Raw genomic sequence first — 19,583 nt, 5'->3', positions numbered from 1 at the left:
CATGGCCCAGCGTTTCGGCGGCAAGTACAGCCCAAAAGGTGATCCCGGCAAGGATCCGGATGACTTCAGGAATGCCGATGTCGAACCGGCGGCCTTTCGTGTCAACCTGCTCTTCGTGCCGCCCGCCATTCTTCTGATCCTGTCGCTCGGCAAGGGCGCGCTGGCGCTCACAGCCGGGGCGGCCGGGGCGGCGGTGCTGCTTCTGGCGGCGTGGCTGCTGCGCGAAGGTCTCCGGGCGCAAGCAGCATATGAGGCGCGCAAAGTGGCCCGGCGTCCCGCATTCCCGCGCAAACTGGCGGCAAGCCTTCTGACCGGCGTGGGCGTTGCGCTGGCGGCATGGTCGAACGAGCCGGGGTTTCTTGCGCCAGTGCTTTATGGTGTGGTGGCTGGTGGATTACACCTCGGCGCCTTTGGTCTAGATCCGTTCAGGAACAAGGGGATGGAAGGCATCGACACCTTTCAACAGGACCGGGTCGCCCGCGCGGTGGGCGAGGCCGAGGCCTATCTTGGCGACATGACCTCAACGATCCGGCGCACCAAGGACCGTCAGCTTGAAAACCGCGTGGCGCGGTTCCAGGCCACCGCCCGTGACCTGTTCCGCACGGTCGAGGAGGATCCGCGTGACCTCACCGCTGCACGGAAATACCTGACCGTCTACCTGATGGGCGCGCGCGACGCGACGGTGAAATTTACCGATATCTACGCGCGCAATCCCGATACCGAGGCACGCGCCGATTACCTCTCGCTGCTCGATGATCTCGAACAGAACTTCGATGCCCGAACCCAGAAGATGCTGCTCGACGACCGCAGCGACCTTACCGTTGAAATCGACGTGCTGCGCGACAGGTTGCAGCGCGAAGGGGTGCGCCCGGAATGAGCCGGTCCGCCAGAGTGTCCACTGCCGTTAAGGAACTTGCCCATGTCTGAAATGCTGCGCCAAAAGGCCGAGGATTCCCAAGAGCTTGTCAAGGAAGCGACGGCGGTGACCCTTCCCGAGCCCCGCGCCGAGATCACCCCCCTCGAACAGGCCGACGCCCCGATGAGCGAGGCGATCCGCACCCGCATGGCCGAAATCGATATTGACGACACCAATTCCATCGTTTCTTTCGGGTCGCGGGCGCAGGCGGAACTTCAGGAAATCAGCCAAGCGATGCTGCAGGACGTCCGCAACAAGGATGTCGGCCCCGCAGGCGATTCCCTGCGCGACATCGTCACCACCATCCGCGGTTTTTCGGTGAACGAGCTGGACGTGCGCCGCAAGCGCAGCTGGTGGGAAAAGCTCCTGGGCCGCGCCGCGCCCTTTGCCAAGTTCACCGCCCAGTTCGAAGAGGTGCAGGGCCAGATCGACCGGATCACCGATCAGTTGCTGGGTCATGAGCATACGCTGCTCAAGGACATCAAGTCGCTCGACATGCTCTATGAGAAAACGCTCGATTTCTATGACGAGCTGGCGCTTTACATCGCGGCGGGTGAGGCCAAACTCAAGGAACTCGACGACACGAAGATTCCCGCCAAGGCGGCCGAGGTCAATGCCGCGCCCGAGGATGCGCAGGTGATGAAGGCGCAGGAGCTGCGCGACATGCGCGCCGCGCGCGACGATCTGGAACGCCGGGTGCACGATCTCAAGCTGACGCGACAAGTCACGATGCAATCCCTGCCCTCGATCCGGCTCGTGCAGGAAAACGACAAGTCGCTGGTGACCAAGATCAACTCGACGCTGGTCAACACCGTGCCACTCTGGGAAACCCAGCTGGCGCAGGCGGTCACCATCCAGCGCAGTTCCGAGGCGGCAGGCGCGGTGCGCGAGGCCAATGACCTCACGAACGAGCTGCTGACCTCGAACGCCAAGAACCTGCGCGACAGCAACAAGGCGATCCGGACCGAGATGGAACGCGGCGTGTTTGACATCGAGGCGGTCAAGGCCGCCAATGCCGACCTGATCGGCACCATTCAGGAAAGCCTCCAGATCGCGGATGAAGGCAAGGCACGCCGCGCCGCCGCCGAGGAAGAGCTGCAAAAGATGGAAGCCGAACTGCGCGAAACGCTGGCCGCCGCCCGCGCGCGCAAGGATGGCATGGGCGATACCGCGTCTGGCGCGATACCGGTCTGAGATACAAGTCAACGGTGCCGGGCCATCCGGCGCCGGGGTCGAAAGAGTTCCAAGGGTTCAGGGATACGGACAGCAATATGATCGGTCGTTTGCAACTGGCGCTGATTCTGGGCGCGGCTTTGGCATTGTCCGCCTGCGAACAGGGCGGGCCGCGCACCTCCCTGCCGCCACAGGCCCGGCCCGAACGCGTCGCCGTTCAGGCCAAACCCTATGAGCCGTCGCAGCGCAGCATCGACCTCGCCCGCTATTACGTGGCGGTGCAGAACGATCTGCTGACCCAAGGCCTTTTGCGCACCGATGGCGGCGGGCCGGACACGCCCTTTAGCGTCGACGACCTGATCGAGGATTTCGAGACTATCGTCTTTTATCAGGAATACAGCCGCTCCGGCGGTATCAACTATCGCAGCGACGGCACCAGTGTTGCCCTCAGCCGCTGGACGGTGCCGGTGCGCCTTGGCGTCGAATTCGGCGACAGCGTTCCCGAGGACAAGCGCGAGATCGATCAGGCGGGCATCGACAATTATGCCCAGCGCCTGTCCCGGATCACCGGACATTCCATCTTTACCACGCGGACCAACCCGAATTTCCACGTGTTTGTCGCCGGTGAAGACGACCGGACCTTCGTGCAGGACCGTCTGCGCAAGTTGATCCCCTCGATCAGCCAGAGCGAGCTTGAGCTTTTCGGCAACCTGCCGCGGTCTTTCTACTGTCTCGTGGTTTCCGTGGCGGGCCGGTCGCAGCCCTACAACTACGCCCATGCGGTCGCGCTGATCCGCGCCGAACACCCAGACCTCGTCCGGCTCAGCTGTATTCACGAGGAAATCGCCCAGGGCCTTGGCATGCCGAATGACAGCCCGCACGCGCGCCCCTCGATCTTTAACGACGATGATGAATTCGCGCTGCTCACCAGCCACGACGAGCTGCTGCTCAAGATGCTTTACGACCCAAGACTGCAACCCGGCATGTCACTGGAAGAAGCCCGCCCCATCATCCGCACCATCGCGACCGAGCTGATGGGCGAGGAACTGTAATTACGGCAGGATCGCAACAAAGGATTTGAGCCATGAGTATTTTCGATTTTCTTTCCGGACAGTTCATCGACGTCATTCACTGGACCGATGACACCCGCGACACGATGGTCTGGCGGTTCGAACGCCACGGCCATGAAATCAAGTATGGAGCCAAGCTGACGGTACGCGAAGGTCAGGCGGCGGTCTTTGTCCACGAAGGCCAGCTTGCCGATGTCTTCACCCCCGGTCTCTACATGCTCGAGACCAACAACATGCCGATCATGACGACGCTCCAGCACTGGGATCACGGGTTCCAGTCGCCCTTCAAATCCGAGATCTATTTCGTCAACACGACCCGGTTCAACGATCTGAAATGGGGCACCAAGAACCCGATCATCGCCCGCGACCCCGAATTCGGCCCGGTACGGCTGCGCGCCTATGGCACCTATTCCGTCCGCGTTACCGACCCGGCGCGCTTCCTGCAGGAAATCGTCGGCACCGACGGGGAATTCACCATGGACGAGATCTCGTTCCAGATCCGCAACATCATCGTGCAGGAATTCTCGCGCGTGCTGGCAAGCTCCGGCATCCCGGTTCTGGATATGGCCGCGAACACCGCCGACCTGGGCAAGCTGGTCGCCTCCGCCATTGCCGAGCCGGTCGCCGCCTATGGCCTCGCGATCCCCGAGCTTTACATCGAGAACATCTCGCTGCCGCCCGCGGTCGAGGCCGCGCTCGACAAGCGCACGTCAATGGGTCTGGCGGGTGATCTGGGCAAGTTTACCCAGTATTCCGCCGCCGAGGCGATGACCGCAGCCGCCAACAACCCCGCCGGGGGTGGCATGGCAGCCGGTCTGGGCGCGGGCATGGGCATGGCGATGGCCAACCAGATGGCGCAACAGGGTCGCAGCGGACCCTGGGGCGCGGCCCCCTCTGCCCCGGCTGCACCTCCGCCGCCGCCCAGCCCCGAAAAGGTCTGGCACCTTGCCGAGAATGGCGAAACCTCCGGCCCCTTCTCGCGCGCCTCTCTGGGCCGCATGGTCTCGCAAGGAAAGCTGACCCGCGAAACCTATGTCTGGACCGAAGGTCAGGACGGCTGGTCCCGCGCCGGCGACGTGACCGAACTGGCGCGGCTCTTCACGGTGATGCCGCCGCCGCCGCCCGGTGCGTGATCGCGCGCCAAGACAAGACATCAAGATGACCCAAGCGCCCGCCCCCGCCGCCCCCGCCGCCTCGGCCGAACACCGCTTTCCCTGCGATCAATGCGGGGCCGATCTCCGTTTTGATCCGGCGGCCAACGCCCTTGTCTGCGCCCATTGCGGCCACAGCCAAGACATCGGCGCAGGACCTTGGGGCGGCACCGCGCTGAAAGAGCTCGACTTTCGCACCGCCATCGCGAAACAGCTCCCGCAGGCCGAGATGGAGGAAACCCGCACGGTTTCCTGCACCAATTGCGGCGCGACCGTAGAATTCGACCCGGACACCCACGCGACCGAATGTCCGTTCTGCGCCAGCCCCGTTGTTACCGACACCGGCACGAGCCGGCATATCAAGCCCCGTGGCGTGCTGCCCTTTGCCTATGACGAGAAAGGCGCCCATGACGCGATGAACACCTGGCTGGGTCGGCTCTGGTTCGCGCCCAACGGGCTCAAGCAATACGCGCGCAAGGGACGCCGGATGGAGGGCATCTATGTCCCCTACTGGACTTTTGATGCCCATACCGCCTCAAGCTACACGGGTGAACGGGGCACGATCTATTATGTCACACAGACCGTCGTTCAGAATGGTAAGCGCGTCCAACGGCAGGTGCCCAAGGTCCGCTGGAACCCCGCCCGCGGCCGGGTCGCGCGGTTTTTCGACGATGTGCTCGTGCTCGCCTCAACCGGCTTGCCGAAATCCTACACCGACGCCCTGCAACCCTGGGACCTGTCGCGGCTTGAAACCTACCAGCCGCAATACCTCGCCGGTTTCCGGGCCGAGGCATACTCCGTTGAACTCGAAAGCGGCTTTACCGAGGCACGCCAGTACATGGACCGCGTGATCGAACGCGATGTGCGTTTCGACATCGGCGGCGACCAGCAGCGCGTGCACAGTATAGACACCTCCCTCTCGGACGTGACTTTCAAACATATCCTGCTGCCGGTCTGGCTTGCCGCCTACAAGTACCGGGGCGAGACTTACCGTTTCGTCGTCAACGGCCAGACGGGCCGGGTGCAGGGCGAACGCCCCTATTCCGCCGTCAAGATCGCCATCGCCGTGATCTTCGGCCTGATCCTCGCCGCCGCCTTCGGCTATATTGCCAACCAGTCCGGCTGATCCTGAAAGGACACCTCATGCGCCGCGTTCACTACCTCGAAGATTCCCGCGCCCACCGCATCCTCTGGCTGCTTGAGGAACTCGGGCTCGACTATGACATCAAAACCTACAAGCGCGGCCCCGACATGCGCGCCCCGCGTGAGCTGAAAAACATCCACCCCCTCGGCAAATCCCCCGTGCTGGAAGAAGACAACGCGGTCTATGCGGAAAGCGGCGCGATCACCGGCTACCTGATCGACCGCTACGATACCTCGGGCGCGTTCAAACCCGCCCCCGGCACGGAAAACGGTGAACGCTATCGCTACTGGATGCACTATGCCGAAGGCTCGGCCATGCCGCTCCTGCTGCAAAAGCTGCTCTTTACCATGCTGCCGAAACGCGCCCCCGCCCTGATCCGCCCCGTGGCGCGCAAGATCTCGGACACGGCGCTCGACAAGATGGTCGACCCGCAACTGGCCGATCACCTCGCCTTTTGGGAATCGGAACTGGCCCGCGACGGGTACTTCGCCGGGCCCGATTTTTCAGCCGCCGACATCATGATGAGCTTCCCGGTAGAGGCCGCCGCCGACCGCGCCATGGAAAACGGCCCCGGCCCCGCCACCGCCGCCTATCTCAAGGCAATCCGCGCGCGCCCGGCCTATCAGAAAGCTGTCGAAAAAGGGGCCTATCGCTACTCTGGCAGTTGATCCTTGCCCTTGACCCGGGGTCGCTCCATGCTGCGCCAAAGTGAAGGCACGCAAGGACAGATCATGACAGTCGACCCCGGTTCCCTCGATACGCTGATGGCAAGCCGCTACTCCTGCCGGGGCTTCCTGCCGGACGCGGTGCCGCGCGAAACAATCGAACAGATCGTCGCCACCGCGCGCCGCGTGCCCTCATGGTGCAACGCCCAGCCGTGGCAGGTCGCGATTACCAGCGGCGAAGAAACCAACCGCTTTCGCGAGGCGCTGAAACAAGAGGTCATGCAGGCCAAGCACAGCAGCGACCTGCCCTTCCCCGACAGCTATTCCGGCGTCTATCAGGACCGCCGCCGCACCTGCGGCTGGGCGCTTTACGATGCGGTCGGCGTGACCAAGGGCGACCGCGAAGGCTCGCGCCAGCAGATGCTGCGCAATTTCGATCTCTTCGATGCGCCACATTGTGCGATCGTGTCCTCGCCGGTCGAACTCGGGGCCTATGGCGCGCTCGACAGCGGCGGTTTCGTCACCGCCTTTACCCTTGCCGCGCAGGCCGCCGGAGTAGCTACTATCGCGCAGGCCGCGCTGGCGGGCTACAGCCCCTTCCTGCATCGTTACTTCGACATTCCCGAAGACCGGCTGGTGCTCTGCGCGATTTCCTTCGGCTATGCCGATCCCGATCACCCGGCCAACCAGTTCCGGACCGAACGGGCCGATCTCGACCAGATCATCGACTGGCGAGGCTGACATGCGGGTTCTCATCCAGCGCGTGACCGAGGCGTCGGTTGCCGTCAACAACACCGTCATCGGCGAAATCGGCCCCGGCCTTATGCTGCTGGTCTGCGCCATGCAGGGCGATGGCGAGGCCGAAGCCGACAAGCTGGCCGCCAAGATCGCCAAGCTACGCATCTTCCGCGACGAAGAGGGCCGCATGAACCGTTCCCTCCTCGACGTGAAAGGCAGCGCGCTGGTGGTCAGCCAGTTCACCCTTGCCGCCGATACCTCGCGCGGCAACCGACCCGGCTTTTCCACCGCCGCCCCGCCGGACGAGGGCGAAAGGCTGTATGAATACTTCGCCCGCGCCCTGATGGAACAGGGCATCCCCGTCGCCACCGGCCGGTTCGGCGCGGATATGGCCGTGTCTCTGGTCAATGACGGGCCGGTCACGATCTGGATGGAATCATGAGCGCACGGCAGCAGACCCGGGAAGACGCCCGCGCCATATGGCAGGCCGGGGTCGATGCGGTCGGCGGCTGTAACGCCGTGACCCGCGCGCTGAAAGAACAGTCTGCCAAACCGGATCAGATCGTCGCCGTTGGCAAAGCCGCCGCCGCCATGACCCGCGCCGCGCTTGACCATTTCGGCCCCCTCCCCGCGCTGGTCGTAACCAAGGACGGGCACGGCACCGGTCTCCCGACCAAAGTCACCCTGATTGAATCCGCCCATCCCGTCCCCGACGAACGCAGCCTCAAGGCGGGCCGCGCCCTGCGTGAATGCGTCGCCGGAATGACTGCGAACAGTCACCTGCTGTTGCTCGTCTCCGGCGGGGCCTCCTCCCTTGCCGAGGATCTGACCAAGGGCCATGACCTTACAGACCTCGCCGCGCTCAACCGCTCTCTGCTCGCCAGCGGCAAGGACATCACCGAGATGAACGTCGAACGCCGCAAGATCAGCCGGATCAAAGGCGGCGGGCTGCTCTCGGCCTTTGCCGGTGCCACGGCGCAGGTACTCGCGATCTCCGACGTGCCGGGCGACGACATCGCCGTGATTGGCTCGGGTATCGGCGCACTGCCTCCTACGCCGAACTTTGCGGCCACCACCCGCATCGTCGCCTCCAACACTCACGCCCGCGACGCCGCGCTGGGTGAAGCAGAACACCGGGGCTACAAAATCCTGAAAATTGGCGAAGAGCTGCATGGCGATCTCGACGCGCTGGCCAGCGATTGGGGTCCGCGCCTCAGCCACATGGAAAAAGGCGCAATCATCCTTGGCGGCGAACCCACCGTTCGCCTACCCGACACCCCCGGTCGAGGCGGGCGCAATCAGGCCCTCGCCCTTGCCCTGTCGCGCCATATCAAGGGGCGCGACGATATTGCCCTGATCGTCGGCGGCACCGATGGAAACGACGGCCCGACCGACGCGGCAGGCGGCATTGTCGATGGTTCAACCTGGACCGACAGCGCGCAGGACGCGCTCAACCGGGCGGACAGCGGCACCTATCTTGCTGATAACAAAGCCCTTCTCACCACCGGTCCGACCGGTACAAATGTCATGGACTTATTGATCGCTCTACGCTGTTGACATAAGGTCAGCATTGCGTTGAAAGCATGCCCATGTCCACAAATACTCTCCGCGAGATCGAAGAGCTGCCCGATCTGGGCATCACTCTCTCCGACGGCTGCCGTCTCTCCGCCCGCGTCTGGCGTCCTCTCGATGCCGCTCAGGACCCGGTGCCGGTCATCCTCGAATACCTGCCCTACCGCAAACGCGACGGCACCTGCGCCCGCGATGCGCTGACCCATCCCTATTTCGCCAAGCGCGGTTATGCCTGCCTGCGCGTCGACATGCGCGGCAATGGCGACAGCGAAGGCCTGATGGAGGATGAATACACCGCGCAGGAACAGGCCGATGCGGTCGAGGTCATCAACTGGGTCGCCGCGCAGGACTGGTGCAACGGCAATGTCGGCATGATGGGCATCAGCTGGGGCGGCTTCAACTCGCTTCAGGTCGCCGCTCTGCAACCCGATCCGCTCAAGGCGATCATCACGCTCTGCTCGACCGTGGATCGCTTTGCCGATGATATTCATTACAAGGGCGGCTGCCTGTTGAACGAAAACCTTGGCTGGGGGGCGACCATGTGGGCCTATTCCAGCCGCTCGCCCGACCCGGCCCTGCGCGACGACTGGCGCGAACTTTGGCTGAAACGGCTTGAAAACGAACCCTTCCTTGCCACCCGCTGGCTCTCTCACCAGCGCCGCGACGCCTATTGGCAGCATGGCTCTGTCTGCGAAGATTATTCAGCGCTCAAGGCCAAGGTACTGGCGGTCGGCGGCTGGGGCGACAGCTACAAGAACGCGGTGCCGCAGCTTGTGGAAAACCTGCCCGGCGCCAAGGGCATCGTTGGCCCATGGGTCCATAAATATCCGCATTTCGCCGTGCCCGAACCGCGCATCGGTTTTCTGCAAGAGGCGCTGCGCTGGTGGGATCACTGGCTCAAAGGCATCGACACCGGCGTCGAGGATGACCCCGATTGCCGCGCTTACCTGATGGACGGGGTCCGCCCGGCCACTTGGTATACAGAACGCGACGGGCGCTGGATCACCGAAGCCGAAGGTGCCTCACGCCACCTGCCCGTCGAAACATGGCACCTGACCGATGACGGTCTTTCCCCCGATACCGGACCGCTCAAGCAATCCGTCACCTCCCCCGCCCATTGCGGCGCGGCCTCGGGCGAATATTGCGCGATCTGGCTGGGGCCGGAAATGCCCGGCGACCAGCGCGGCGACGATGCGTTTTCCGCCTGTTTCGACAGCGCCCCCGCAAGCGAGGACATGGATATCGTCGGCGCGCCCCGCGTCACGCTGACCCTTGCGGCGGACAAGCCGCAGGCGCAGATGGCGGTGCGGCTCTGCCATATCCACCCGGATGGTGCCTCGACCCGGATCACCTACGGGGTGCTGAACCTCAGCCACCGCAATAGCGCGGCCAACCCCGAACCGATGACCCCCGGCGAGGCTGAGCAGATCACGCTCGATCTCGACCACATCGCCTATCGTCTGCCCAAGGGCCACCGCCTGCGGGTTGCGATCTCTTCTGCCTACTGGCCGCTGATCTGGCCCGCGCCGGAAATGGCGACACTGTCCCTCACCGGCGGCCAACTCGCCCTGCCCGTGCGCAAGACGGCGGACAAGGACGAATGGACCTTCCCGCCCCCCGACGCGGAAACCCCGTGGCAGATCACCACCCTGCGCGAAGGCTCCAACACCCGTGTGAGCGAAACCGACCATAATAGCGGCGATATCCACCTCGTGATCACCGACGATTTCGGCAAGGTTCAGGACGATGTTCACGGGCTGATCTCGGGCGGCATTGCCCGCGAACGCTGGTCGATTCATCCCGACGATCCGCTTTCGGCGCGTGGTACCTGCCACTGGACGACCGAATTGGAGCGGGATGATATTATTCTGCGCACAGAGACATTTAGCGAAATGTGGTCTGACCAGACACGGTTCTATCTCAAAGGCCGGATCGAAGCGTATGAAAACGACGTGCTGATTTACGCGCGCGATGAAAACGACGCCATCGAAAGGGATCACCTTTAACACCACCGTTACATCAGCCCCCAATAAGACTTGCGGGAGGCAGGTAAATACGCAACCATTGACTCATCAATCAAGAAAAACTGCACAACAGATGCAGCGTTCTCAAACGGGAGATTCCTATGAACGACGACCAACTCAAGTATTACGCAAGCCGAGTGACGGCCCTCAAGATGGGCCGACGTGAATTCATCGGCCGCGCCACCGCGCTTGGCCTGACCACGACACTCGCAAGCGGCCTCTACACCACGTCGGCCCGCGCCGCAGGCCCGCAAACGGGCGGCACCATCCGCGTCGGCATCCAGGGCGGCGCCTCTTCCGACAGCCTCGACCCGGCAGTGGCCGCCAACGCCACCGCAACCTCCGTCTCCCGTCTCTGGGGCGAGCCGCTGCTGGAACTGCACCCCGAGGGCGGTCTGGAAATGAAAGTCGCCGAGAGCTATGAAAGCTCACCGGACGCCAAGGTCTGGATGTTCAAGATCCGCCCCGGTGTCACCTTCTCGAACGGCAAGACCGTCACCGCCGAAGACGTGCTGGCCACGATGGAACGCCACTCGGGCGAAGACACCAAGTCGGGCGCGCTCGGCATCATGCGCGGCATTGCCAACATGCGCACCGAAGGCGACACCTTCATCGTCGAGCTGGAACAGCCCAACGCTGACCTTCCCTACCTGTTGACCGACTACCACCTAATCATCCAGCCCAACGGCGGCAAGGACGATCCGACCGCCGCCATCGGCACCGGTCCCTATGTCCTGCAAGAGGTCGACATGGGCGTGCGCTTTGTCGCGACCAAGCGTGACGACTACTGGGGCGACCTCGGCTATGCCGATACGATCGAATACGTGGTCATCAACGACGACACCGCCCGTATGGCGGCGCTGCAGTCCGGCCAGGTCGACATGGTCAATCGCGTTCCCCCGCGTACCGCCGCGCTGGTCGGCCGCGCGCCGAACATCGACGTGCGCACCACCTCCGGTCCGGGCCATTATGTGTTCATCATGCACTGCAACACGTCGCCGTTTGACAACAACGACCTGCGTCTGGCGCTGAAATACGCGATCAACCGCGAGGAAATGGTCGAAAAGATCCTCTTCGGTTACGGTTCCGTCGGCAACGACACCCCGATCAACTCGTCCTACCCGCTCTACACCGAGCTGGAACAGCGCAGCTACGATCCGGACAAGGCCCGTTTCCACTACGAGAAATCCGGTCATGACGGCCCGATCATCCTGCGCACCTCGGACAACTCCTTCCCGGGAGCGCCCGACGCATCGGCGCTGTATCAGCAATCCGCTGCCGCAGCAGGCATCCCGCTGGAAATCAAGCGTGAACCCAACGACGGTTACTGGTCCGAAGTCTGGAACGCCCAGCCCTTCTGCACCAGCTACTGGGGCGGTCGTCCGACTCAGGACGCGATGTTCTCCACGGCCTATCTCTCGAGCGCGGACTGGAACGACACCCGTTTCAACAACGAGCGTTTCGACGAGCTGCTATTCAAGGCCCGCGCCGAACTGGACGAAGCCAAGCGCAAAGAGATGTACCACGAGATGTCGCTGCTCGTGCACGACGAAGGCGGCCTGATCTGCCCGATGTTCAACGACTTCGTCGACGGCGTCTCGCAGCGCGTGACCGGATGGGAAGAACCCAAGGTCGGCTTCGAGCTGATGAACTTCTACGCACCGCAGAAGATGTGGGTCGCCGCCTGATATGGGGCCCATCGCAAAACTGCTGGCCCAGCGCATCGCGCTGGGCCTGCTTCTCCTCTTTCTCGTGTCGATCCTGATCTTCGCGGGAACCCAGATCCTGCCCGGCGACGTCGCGCAGTCGATCCTCGGCCAGTCGGCCACGCCCGAAGCACTTGCCAACCTTCGCGCCGAACTGGGCCTCAACGAACCTGCCGTCAGCCGCTATTTCGCTTGGCTGGGAGGCGCCATCACCGGAGACCTGGGCACCGCGCTCACGTCCGGTCAGGACATCGCCAGCCAGCTCGGCTCGCGTATGGCCAATACGCTGCTTCTCGCCTTCTGGGCCGCCGTCATCTCGGTGCCGCTGGCCATCTTTCTCGGCCTCCTCGCGGTCCGCTACCGCGACCGCTGGCCCGACAAGCTGATCTCGGCCGTGACGCTGGCCTCGATCTCGGTGCCCGAATTCCTGATCGGTTACGTGCTGATGTATATCATCGGCGTGAAACTCGGCTGGGCGCCTTCCGTATCCACGATCTACCCCGGCATGAGCCTCGGCGCCAAGCTGAACGCCATTGCCCTGCCCGTCACCGTTCTGACGCTGGTGGTACTCGCGCATATGATGCGCATGACCCGCGCCGCGATCCTGAACGTGATGCAGTCGGCCTATATCGAAACGGCCGAACTCAAGGGCCTCACGATGTTCAAGATCATCTGGAGACACGCCTTCCCGAACTCGATCGCCCCGATCGTAAACGTGGTCATGCTGAACCTTGCATACCTCGTGGTGGGCGTCGTCGTGATCGAGGTGGTATTCACCTATCCCGGCATGGGCCAGTACCTTGTCGATCACGTCTCCAAGCGCGACGTTCCCGTCGTACAGGCCTGCGGCCTTGTCTTTGCCGCCGTCTATATCGGCCTGAACATGGTCGCGGATATCGTTTCGATCATTTCCAATCCCCGGTTGAGGCACCCGAAATGAGCGTCGTCACGACGCTCGTTTCGCCCGCGGCATCCGCCGCGCCCTCCCTGCAACCGGCAACAATAAATAAGACCGCCCCCCGACAGGAGGCACGAAAATGAAAAACATACCCTTATCGGCCCTGATCGGGCTGGCGCTTACAGGCGCCTATTTTCTCGCCGCGATCTTCGCGCCACTGATCGCGCCCTATGGCATGGCGCAGATCGTCGGCGGCGTGTGGGAGCCGTCCTCGTCCGAGTTCCTGCTCGGCACCGACAACATCGGCCGCGACCTGCTCAGCCGCATGATCTACGGCGGGCGCACCACGATCTTCATCGCCACCGCCGCAACGCTGCTCAGCTTCATCACCGGCTCGGTGCTCGGTTTTCTCGCCGCTGTGCTCGGCGGCATCTGGGATCACATCCTCGCCCGTTTCGTCGACCTTATCATGTCGGTGCCGACGCTGATCTTTGCGCTGGTCGTGCTCTCGGTCATGCCCGTCACCATCCCGGTCCTGATCCTCGTCATGGGGCTGCTCGACGCCACCCGCGTCTTCCGCCTTGCGCGCGCTGTCGCCGTGGACATCAACGTGATGGAATTCGTCGAAGCCGCCCGCCTGCGCGGCGAAGGCAATATCTGGGTGATCTTCCGGGAAATCCTGCCCAACGCCCTGTCGCCGCTTGTCGCGGAAATGGGCATGCGCTTCATCTTCATGGTTCTCTTCGTCTCGACCCTCTCTTTCCTCGGCCTCGGCGTTCAGCCGCCCGCCGCTGACTGGGGCGGCATCGTGAAAGAAAACAAGGACGGGATCGTCTACGGCATCCCGGCGGCCCTGGTCCCGGCCATCGCCATCGCGACGCTGGCCATTTCGGTCAACCTCGTCGCCGACTGGATCCTGAACCGAACCACCAGCCTCAAGGGAGGGCGCGGATAATGAGCGATCCCCTCGTCAAAGTACGCGATCTGAAAATCGGCGCCACGGTCTACCCGCCGGGCGAAAAACCCCGCGAGATCGAAATCGTTCATGGTGTCTCCTTCGATCTGGAAAAGGGCAAGGTGCTGGGCCTCATCGGAGAATCCGGTGCCGGCAAATCCACCATCGGCCTGTCCACCCTCGGCTATGGCCGGGGTGGCGTCGAACTCACCGGCGGTGAGGTCTGGGTCAACGGGCGCGACATCCTCAAGATGAAGCTCAAGGGCCTGCGCGGCCTGCGCGGGGCCGAGGTCACCTATGTCTCGCAATCCGCCGCAGCTTCGTTCAACCCGGCCAAGAAGATCATGGAACAGGTGATCGAGGCCGCCATCGCCCACGGTCGCTGCACCAAGGCCGAGGCGGAATCCCGCGCCATCGACCTGTTCCACAAGCTGGGCCTGCCCAATCCCGACACCATCGGCAACCGCTACCCGCATCAGGTCTCGGGCGGTCAGCTTCAGCGCTGCATGACGGTGCTGGCGCTTTGTCCGCAGCCCGATATCGTGGTGTTCGACGAACCTACGACCGCGCTGGACGTGACCACCCAGATCGACGTTCTCGCGGCGATAAAGGATGCCATCGAACTGACCGGCGTGGCCGCGCTCTATATCACCCACGACCTTGCCGTGGTGGCGCAGGTTTCGGATCACATCATGGTGCTGCGACAGGGAGAGATGGTCGAATACGGGGAAACCGACCAGATCATCAACAACCCGCAGGAGGACTACACCAAGGCGCTTGTCTCGGTGCGTTCCATCGAACACGAGGAAAAGATCCCGTCCGAGAAACCGGTCCTCAGCGTCAAGAATATCACGGCCCGCTATCGCGGCACGAACTTCGACGTGCTGAAAAAGGTCAAGGTCGACATGCACCCGGGCCAGACCCTTGCGGTTGTGGGTGAATCCGGGTCCGGCAAATCGACGCTGGCGCGGGTTATCACCGGGCTCTTGCCGCCGACCAGCGGCACGATCGAATTTGCCGGACGCACGCTCAGCCCCGATCTCAAAAGCCGCAGCAAGGAAGACCTGCGCGAGTTGCAGATGATCTACCAGATGGCCGACACCGCGATGAACCCGCGCCAGACCGTCGGCACCATCATCGGGCGTCCGCTGGAATTCTACTTTGGCCTCAAGGGCAAGGCCAAGCGCGACCGGATTCAGGAGTTGCTGGACGAGATCGAGCTTGGCACCGGTTTCATCGACCGCTACCCGGCCGAACTCTCCGGCGGGCAGAAACAGCGTGTCTGCATCGCGCGCGCGCTTGCCGCGAAACCCAAGCTGATCATCTGCGACGAGGTCACCTCGGCACTCGACCCGCTGGTGGCGGACGGTATCCTCAAGCTCTTGCTGAACCTGCAGAAAATCGAGGACGTAGCCTATCTCTTCATCACCCATGACATCGCCACGGTCCGCGCCATCGCGGATTCCATCGCGGTGATGTACCAGGGCAAGGTGGTGCGCTACGGGCCGAAATCGCAGGTGCTCTCGCCGCCCTTCGACGACTATACCGACCTGCTGCTCTCCTCGGTACCCGAAATGAAGCTCGGCTGGCTCGAAGAGGTCATCGAACACCGCAAGATGGAAAGCGCCGGGAACTGATCCCTGCCCCGCCGATCATTTGAAACGCGCCGCCTCACCCGCGGCGCGTTTTTCATTTTGGGGATGTTCGCATACTGTTTTGGTCGGCTACGCGGACTTATCGGACGCTCTCGATAATAGGTATTTCTGTAAACGAACTCATTCTCGAGAGAGACGCTCTGCCGCAGTCCCGAAGTTGCCAAGTTGGTATACCGCGATGCCCTCGGCGCCAAATGTGAACGGCTCGAATGGTTCGGTCTCTCGCGCCTCAACCCAAGCGAGCGGACCTACACCCGTGGTGACATGCGGGTTAAACTTCTCGCCTGACTGGCCGGCAACGAATGTATCTACGTAGGTGAACAGCAGCGGATCGAAGGGCGCCCCCGATGGGTCAGGTACAAACGCTTCTTCTCCGGCAGCCGGCTTGCGATACGGCTCGACCGCTTCGATAATCGCATCTTGAAGCGCCCGTAGGTCCTGCGAAGGCTCGATCACGATACCCTGCAAGCCGATGTCACCGGAAGGAACGTGATAAAGACCGGTTGCCGTCATCTGGAGAGCCTCAAGATCGAATTGGCGGCTGACTTCCGCAACAGTCGCGAGAATAGCGTCCAAATCATTCCGCAAAACGAAGGTCTGCAACAGTGTGACGTGAGGCGCATGCGCCTCATCAAGCTCGAAGCCTTGCGGAAATTCGTCGCGCAGTCGCGCGTTCCACTCTTCCGCTTGTTCCATCATCGTCTCGTCGGGTTCGATCAGAACGTCAATCGCAATGACGCCCGACTGGGCAAAGACGGATAACGGCATGATCGCAAAGGCAAGAATGTATTTTAGCATGATAATGTGCTCTCCGAATATGCGATGTCGTAACTCGAAAGGTGCTCTAGATCATACCCTTCTCAGCGCGATCAAGCTATGTTTTTTGCCCAACCGAGAAGAGCTTTCGAATGTCTTGGAAGGTCAAAAAGCCGACGTTCAATGCTCGTGGCCCAACCCGACTTTCGGGCACCGCCTTTCCTTACTTCACGGAGTCACGCCGGTATCTTGAATTGGCAGGACCCGCAGGCGCCCAGCGGCGACTGCCCCAGCAGCTGGCTCAGCACCGCCATCGCCTCGAGCAGCGGAAGCGCGGCCAGGGTCGGCGGTTTCATCGACATCGACGCTGACATCACCGGCGCCGCCGCCTTGGCCGTCGCCGCGCCCAAACGCACGTTCTCAAGATCCGGCAGATCGCCAAGCTGCGACATCAAAAGGGTCGCCGGGTTCGGCAGCGCAATCCGCAGGCTGGCCACATAGGCCAGCATCGCGTTGACCCGCGCCACACCCGCCGGGGTCAGCGCATCCATGCCGAAGGCTTCCTGTATCACGGCGATACTGTCCAGCTTGGCCGCCGCATCCAGAAGCCCCAGCGCATCGAGCGCCATCATCGGCAGGGCCGCGACCGCCTTGATCATGTTCACGGCCATCTTCATGAAATCGGGCGACGTAACGGGCGGCAGCCCCATCGCCGCCGGCGCCGAGGCCAGCGGCGCAAAGGCCGCCATGCTCATCGCAAGGTTCAGCTTTGCGGGCGGCAGCGCAAAGGGCTGCACCTTGAGAGAGGCCGAGAACCGCGCCGCCTGCTGCAAGCGCACCCCCGGATCGCCGAGGCTCAACGCGGCGGAAAAGCTCGGATCGACCCGCGCCAGCGCCATCGGGCACAGGCCTTGCGCGCGCAGTTGCAGCGTCAGCCGGGCCGCCAGAGTCATGTTCTGCAACTGCATCGGCGGGATCGCCTGAAACGGCGACAGCGCCTGCGTCGCCTGCGCCATCAGGCTGGCCACCGCCTGCTTGATCTGTAGGATCAGCTTTTTCGGGTCAAGCAACGGAAAGATCATCCCCGCCGCCGCCAGCCGCATCACGAGGCTCAGCACCGGCCCGCCCGAGAGCGGCAGAGGCGCGCCCAGCGTCGCGTTCATCCATGCGGCACCGGTCATATCCGGCAAGGCCGCGTTCATCTTCATATCCGCCCGCATCGCCACGGGACCGCTGGCCGCCATCGATTCCAGCCCCAGCAGATCCGCCAGCATCGCCAACTGCGGTGGCACCGGGGCCACGGCGCTCAGGCTGACCTTGGGCGCCATCGCTGGCAGCCGCATCATGTTGGTGGCACAGAAACAGGGCATGGCGTTACCTATGAAACGGATTCAGCCGCCGATCATCACCGTCGGCGCGCCCGCAACGATCGAACCACCATGCGCGGTCATATCACCGATCCGGACGGCGGGCTTCTTGCAGACCATCACCGTCATCGAACCCTTGACGATCACATCCGGCGGCCCGACGCAGACGCAGTTATCTGTCACCACCGATTGCGGCAGCTTGCAGGTCAGCACGGTCGGCGCGGAAACCCCGATGATCGGACCGCCCACATGCGGCACCGGCACGGGCGCGGGCGTGACCATCGGACAGACATGCATGTCAGTGATACGAGAGGCGAGCATTGGCAAAATCCCCGGACGGGCTGAAAACAACTCTGCTCAATAGACACCCCGCCCCCCGGTCTGACAAGCAATCTGGTTCACACATCCTCGAATAAATTTCGGGGCTTGCGCGAAATCCCCGCCCGAAAGGTGCCTCTCTGATGTACAGGGGGTGTACAGAAGGTGCACAGATGTCACCCCCGGATTTGCCGCCTCAAACCCGGTTGCAACCGGGGCTCAAGCGTCCTTAGATGCGCGCCAGAAAGCCTACCCATCGGCACGAAAAAACGGAGCGCGCCCATGCAGAACAAACTTCTTTTGATCATTCTCGACGGCGTTCCGTGGCGCAACTGGCGTCGGCTCTTCGGCAATCTCGAAGGCTGGGTCACCGCCGGAGAGGCCCGGGTCTGGAAGCACCGCGCTGTACTCCCCTCGATCTCGGCAAGCTGTTATGCTTCGATCCACACAGGCGTCACCCCGCAGGAACATGGCTGTACAGGCAACGGCAATGTCTTCCGCCTGAGCCAGCCCGACGTCTTCAGCCAGGTCCGCGCGGCGGGCGGTGTCACCGGGGCCGTCGCCCATTCCTTCTGGTCGTCCTTCTTCAACCGTCATCCCTTCGATCTGGTGCGCGATATCGAGTATGACGAACCCGAGAGCGACACCATCAACCACGGCCGGTTCCACACGATGACAGGCTATGGGCTGATCAACCAGATGACGCCTTCCGACGTCGATCTCTTTGCCTCGCTGACCAATCTCTGTCTGCGTTTTGGCTTGAATTACGGGATGTTACATACCTGCACGCTCGACAGCATGGGGCACCGTTTCTTCCACGATTGTCAGGAAATGGACCACGCCTGCGCGGTCATGGACGAAATGCTCGCCCCGTTCATCCACAAATGGCGCGCCGCCGGGTACGAAATCATCGTGACCGCGGATCACGGTCAGGACGAACGCGGTCATCACGGCGGCCACAGCGCCCTGCAACAGGAATCTGCGCTCTATTACTTCGGCCCCGCCGAAGGCCCGGACGCCGGTGCGGTGATCGATCAGCTACAGCTCGCGCCGACCATCCTGTCGCGCCTCGGTGCCCCCGTGCCGGACACGATGAAGGCTGGCAGCTTTCTGATGTGATCCGCCAATCTGTTCCACCGCAACCCGGGTCGTACTCTGGGTAAAGCACCGGTTTACCTGACACGGGTAAACCACCTCCACGCCACGCTGTCTCATCAAAAAGACCCTATTCCCATGCCGCAGCTTAGAAACGGGTCAGGGGCAGCGTGACGGTCCCTACCGCCCCGTTGCGCGGCGCTTTTCCTTGCCAAAGTCGATCTGCGCGGGCTTGTCGCATTTGGTGGCCTGCGCTGGAAACAGGCTGATCGCGCCCTCGGTCCGGCGCGCGACGACCGGAGCTTCCTCGGCCTCATATCCAACTTCGATGTTCGCGCCATCGCACGAAAAGACCGCCTTCAGCCGCATAGTCCCCCCAT

The 19,583-nt window shown here is 62.9% G+C and carries 19 protein-coding genes; 15 read left to right on the top strand and 4 right to left on the bottom strand.

The window, feature by feature from the left end:
• Position 1: 1 nt before the first annotated feature.
• The 14 genes from ACU0FH_RS07825 (at position 2) to ACU0FH_RS07760 (ending at position 15,649) form a co-directional block, all read left to right on the top strand.
• Positions 2-877, top strand: a complete 876-nt coding sequence (locus tag ACU0FH_RS07825; RefSeq protein ID WP_446194094.1) for a 5-bromo-4-chloroindolyl phosphate hydrolysis family protein — start codon at positions 2-4, stop codon at positions 875-877.
• Between the two features lie 42 nt (positions 878-919).
• Positions 920-2,110: a toxic anion resistance protein gene (locus ACU0FH_RS07820; RefSeq protein WP_446194093.1), complete on the top strand. Its 1,191-nt coding sequence runs from the start codon at positions 920-922 to the stop codon at positions 2,108-2,110.
• A 77-nt stretch (positions 2,111-2,187) separates the two neighbouring features.
• On the top strand, positions 2,188-3,141 hold the full coding sequence (locus ACU0FH_RS07815; RefSeq protein WP_446194092.1) for a DUF2927 domain-containing protein: 954 nt from the start codon (positions 2,188-2,190) through the stop codon (positions 3,139-3,141).
• Positions 3,142-3,173: 32 nt separating this feature from the next.
• Positions 3,174-4,292: an SPFH domain-containing protein gene (locus ACU0FH_RS07810; RefSeq protein WP_238371064.1), complete on the top strand. Its 1,119-nt coding sequence runs from the start codon at positions 3,174-3,176 to the stop codon at positions 4,290-4,292.
• A 25-nt stretch (positions 4,293-4,317) separates the two neighbouring features.
• Positions 4,318-5,436 (top strand): primosomal protein N' (replication factor Y) - superfamily II helicase, encoded by a 1,119-nt coding sequence (locus ACU0FH_RS07805; RefSeq protein ID WP_446194091.1) that lies wholly within the window; start codon positions 4,318-4,320, stop codon positions 5,434-5,436.
• A gap of 17 nt (positions 5,437-5,453) precedes the next feature.
• The gene (locus ACU0FH_RS07800) at positions 5,454-6,122 is read left to right on the top strand and encodes a glutathione S-transferase (RefSeq protein WP_446194090.1); all 669 of its coding nucleotides are present in this window, start codon (positions 5,454-5,456) and stop codon (positions 6,120-6,122) included.
• A gap of 63 nt (positions 6,123-6,185) precedes the next feature.
• Complete coding sequence (locus ACU0FH_RS07795; protein WP_446194089.1) at positions 6,186-6,860, top strand: nitroreductase; 675 nt, start codon at positions 6,186-6,188, stop codon at positions 6,858-6,860.
• 1 nt (position 6,861) lies between these two features.
• Complete coding sequence (gene dtd, locus ACU0FH_RS07790) at positions 6,862-7,299, top strand: D-aminoacyl-tRNA deacylase (RefSeq protein ID WP_446194088.1); 438 nt, start codon at positions 6,862-6,864, stop codon at positions 7,297-7,299.
• A complete protein-coding gene (locus ACU0FH_RS07785; protein WP_446194087.1) occupies positions 7,296-8,414 on the top strand; it encodes a glycerate kinase type-2 family protein in 1,119 nt (372 codons plus the stop codon). Before dtd ends, ACU0FH_RS07785 begins: the two co-directional genes overlap by 4 nt.
• 26 nt (positions 8,415-8,440) lie before the next feature.
• A complete protein-coding gene (locus ACU0FH_RS07780) occupies positions 8,441-10,435 on the top strand; it encodes a CocE/NonD family hydrolase (protein ID WP_446194086.1) in 1,995 nt (664 codons plus the stop codon).
• Between the two features lie 119 nt (positions 10,436-10,554).
• Positions 10,555-12,141 (top strand): ABC transporter substrate-binding protein, encoded by a 1,587-nt coding sequence (locus ACU0FH_RS07775; RefSeq protein WP_238371057.1) that lies wholly within the window; start codon positions 10,555-10,557, stop codon positions 12,139-12,141.
• A gap of 1 nt (position 12,142) precedes the next feature.
• On the top strand, positions 12,143-13,099 hold the full coding sequence (locus ACU0FH_RS07770) for an ABC transporter permease (protein ID WP_446194085.1): 957 nt from the start codon (positions 12,143-12,145) through the stop codon (positions 13,097-13,099).
• Positions 13,100-13,196: 97 nt separating this feature from the next.
• Positions 13,197-14,012: an ABC transporter permease gene (locus tag ACU0FH_RS07765; RefSeq protein WP_446194084.1), complete on the top strand. Its 816-nt coding sequence runs from the start codon at positions 13,197-13,199 to the stop codon at positions 14,010-14,012.
• Entirely contained in the window at positions 14,012-15,649 is a 1,638-nt protein-coding gene (locus ACU0FH_RS07760; protein WP_446194083.1) for an ABC transporter ATP-binding protein, read from the top strand. Before ACU0FH_RS07765 ends, ACU0FH_RS07760 begins: the two co-directional genes overlap by 1 nt.
• Positions 15,650-15,787: 138 nt before the next feature.
• Here ACU0FH_RS07760 and ACU0FH_RS07755 read toward each other — a convergent pair whose 3' ends face one another.
• The 3 genes from ACU0FH_RS07755 to ACU0FH_RS07745 form a co-directional block, all read right to left on the bottom strand.
• Positions 15,788-16,465, bottom strand: coding sequence for a 2'-5' RNA ligase family protein (locus ACU0FH_RS07755; RefSeq protein ID WP_446194082.1), 678 nt, complete (start codon positions 16,463-16,465; stop codon positions 15,788-15,790).
• 194 nt (positions 16,466-16,659) lie between these two features.
• Positions 16,660-17,793: a hypothetical protein gene (locus tag ACU0FH_RS07750; RefSeq protein WP_446194080.1), complete on the bottom strand. Its 1,134-nt coding sequence runs from the start codon at positions 17,791-17,793 to the stop codon at positions 16,660-16,662.
• Between the two features lie 21 nt (positions 17,794-17,814).
• Positions 17,815-18,111, bottom strand: coding sequence for a PAAR domain-containing protein (locus ACU0FH_RS07745; protein ID WP_233145659.1), 297 nt, complete (start codon positions 18,109-18,111; stop codon positions 17,815-17,817).
• A gap of 279 nt (positions 18,112-18,390) precedes the next feature.
• Between ACU0FH_RS07745 and ACU0FH_RS07740 the strand changes: the two genes are divergently transcribed.
• Entirely contained in the window at positions 18,391-19,227 is an 837-nt protein-coding gene (locus ACU0FH_RS07740) for an alkaline phosphatase family protein (protein ID WP_446194078.1), read from the top strand.
• 156 nt (positions 19,228-19,383) lie between these two features.
• On the opposite strand, the gene ACU0FH_RS07735 is transcribed toward ACU0FH_RS07740, so the two are convergent.
• Positions 19,384-19,572, bottom strand: coding sequence for a hypothetical protein (locus tag ACU0FH_RS07735; protein ID WP_446194077.1), 189 nt, complete (start codon positions 19,570-19,572; stop codon positions 19,384-19,386).
• Positions 19,573-19,583 lie beyond the last annotated feature (11 nt).

This window comes from Heliomarina sp. (assembly GCF_052826185.1).
Note: the sequence above shows the minus strand (reverse complement) of the source record. Positions and strands in the feature narration are given on the sequence as shown.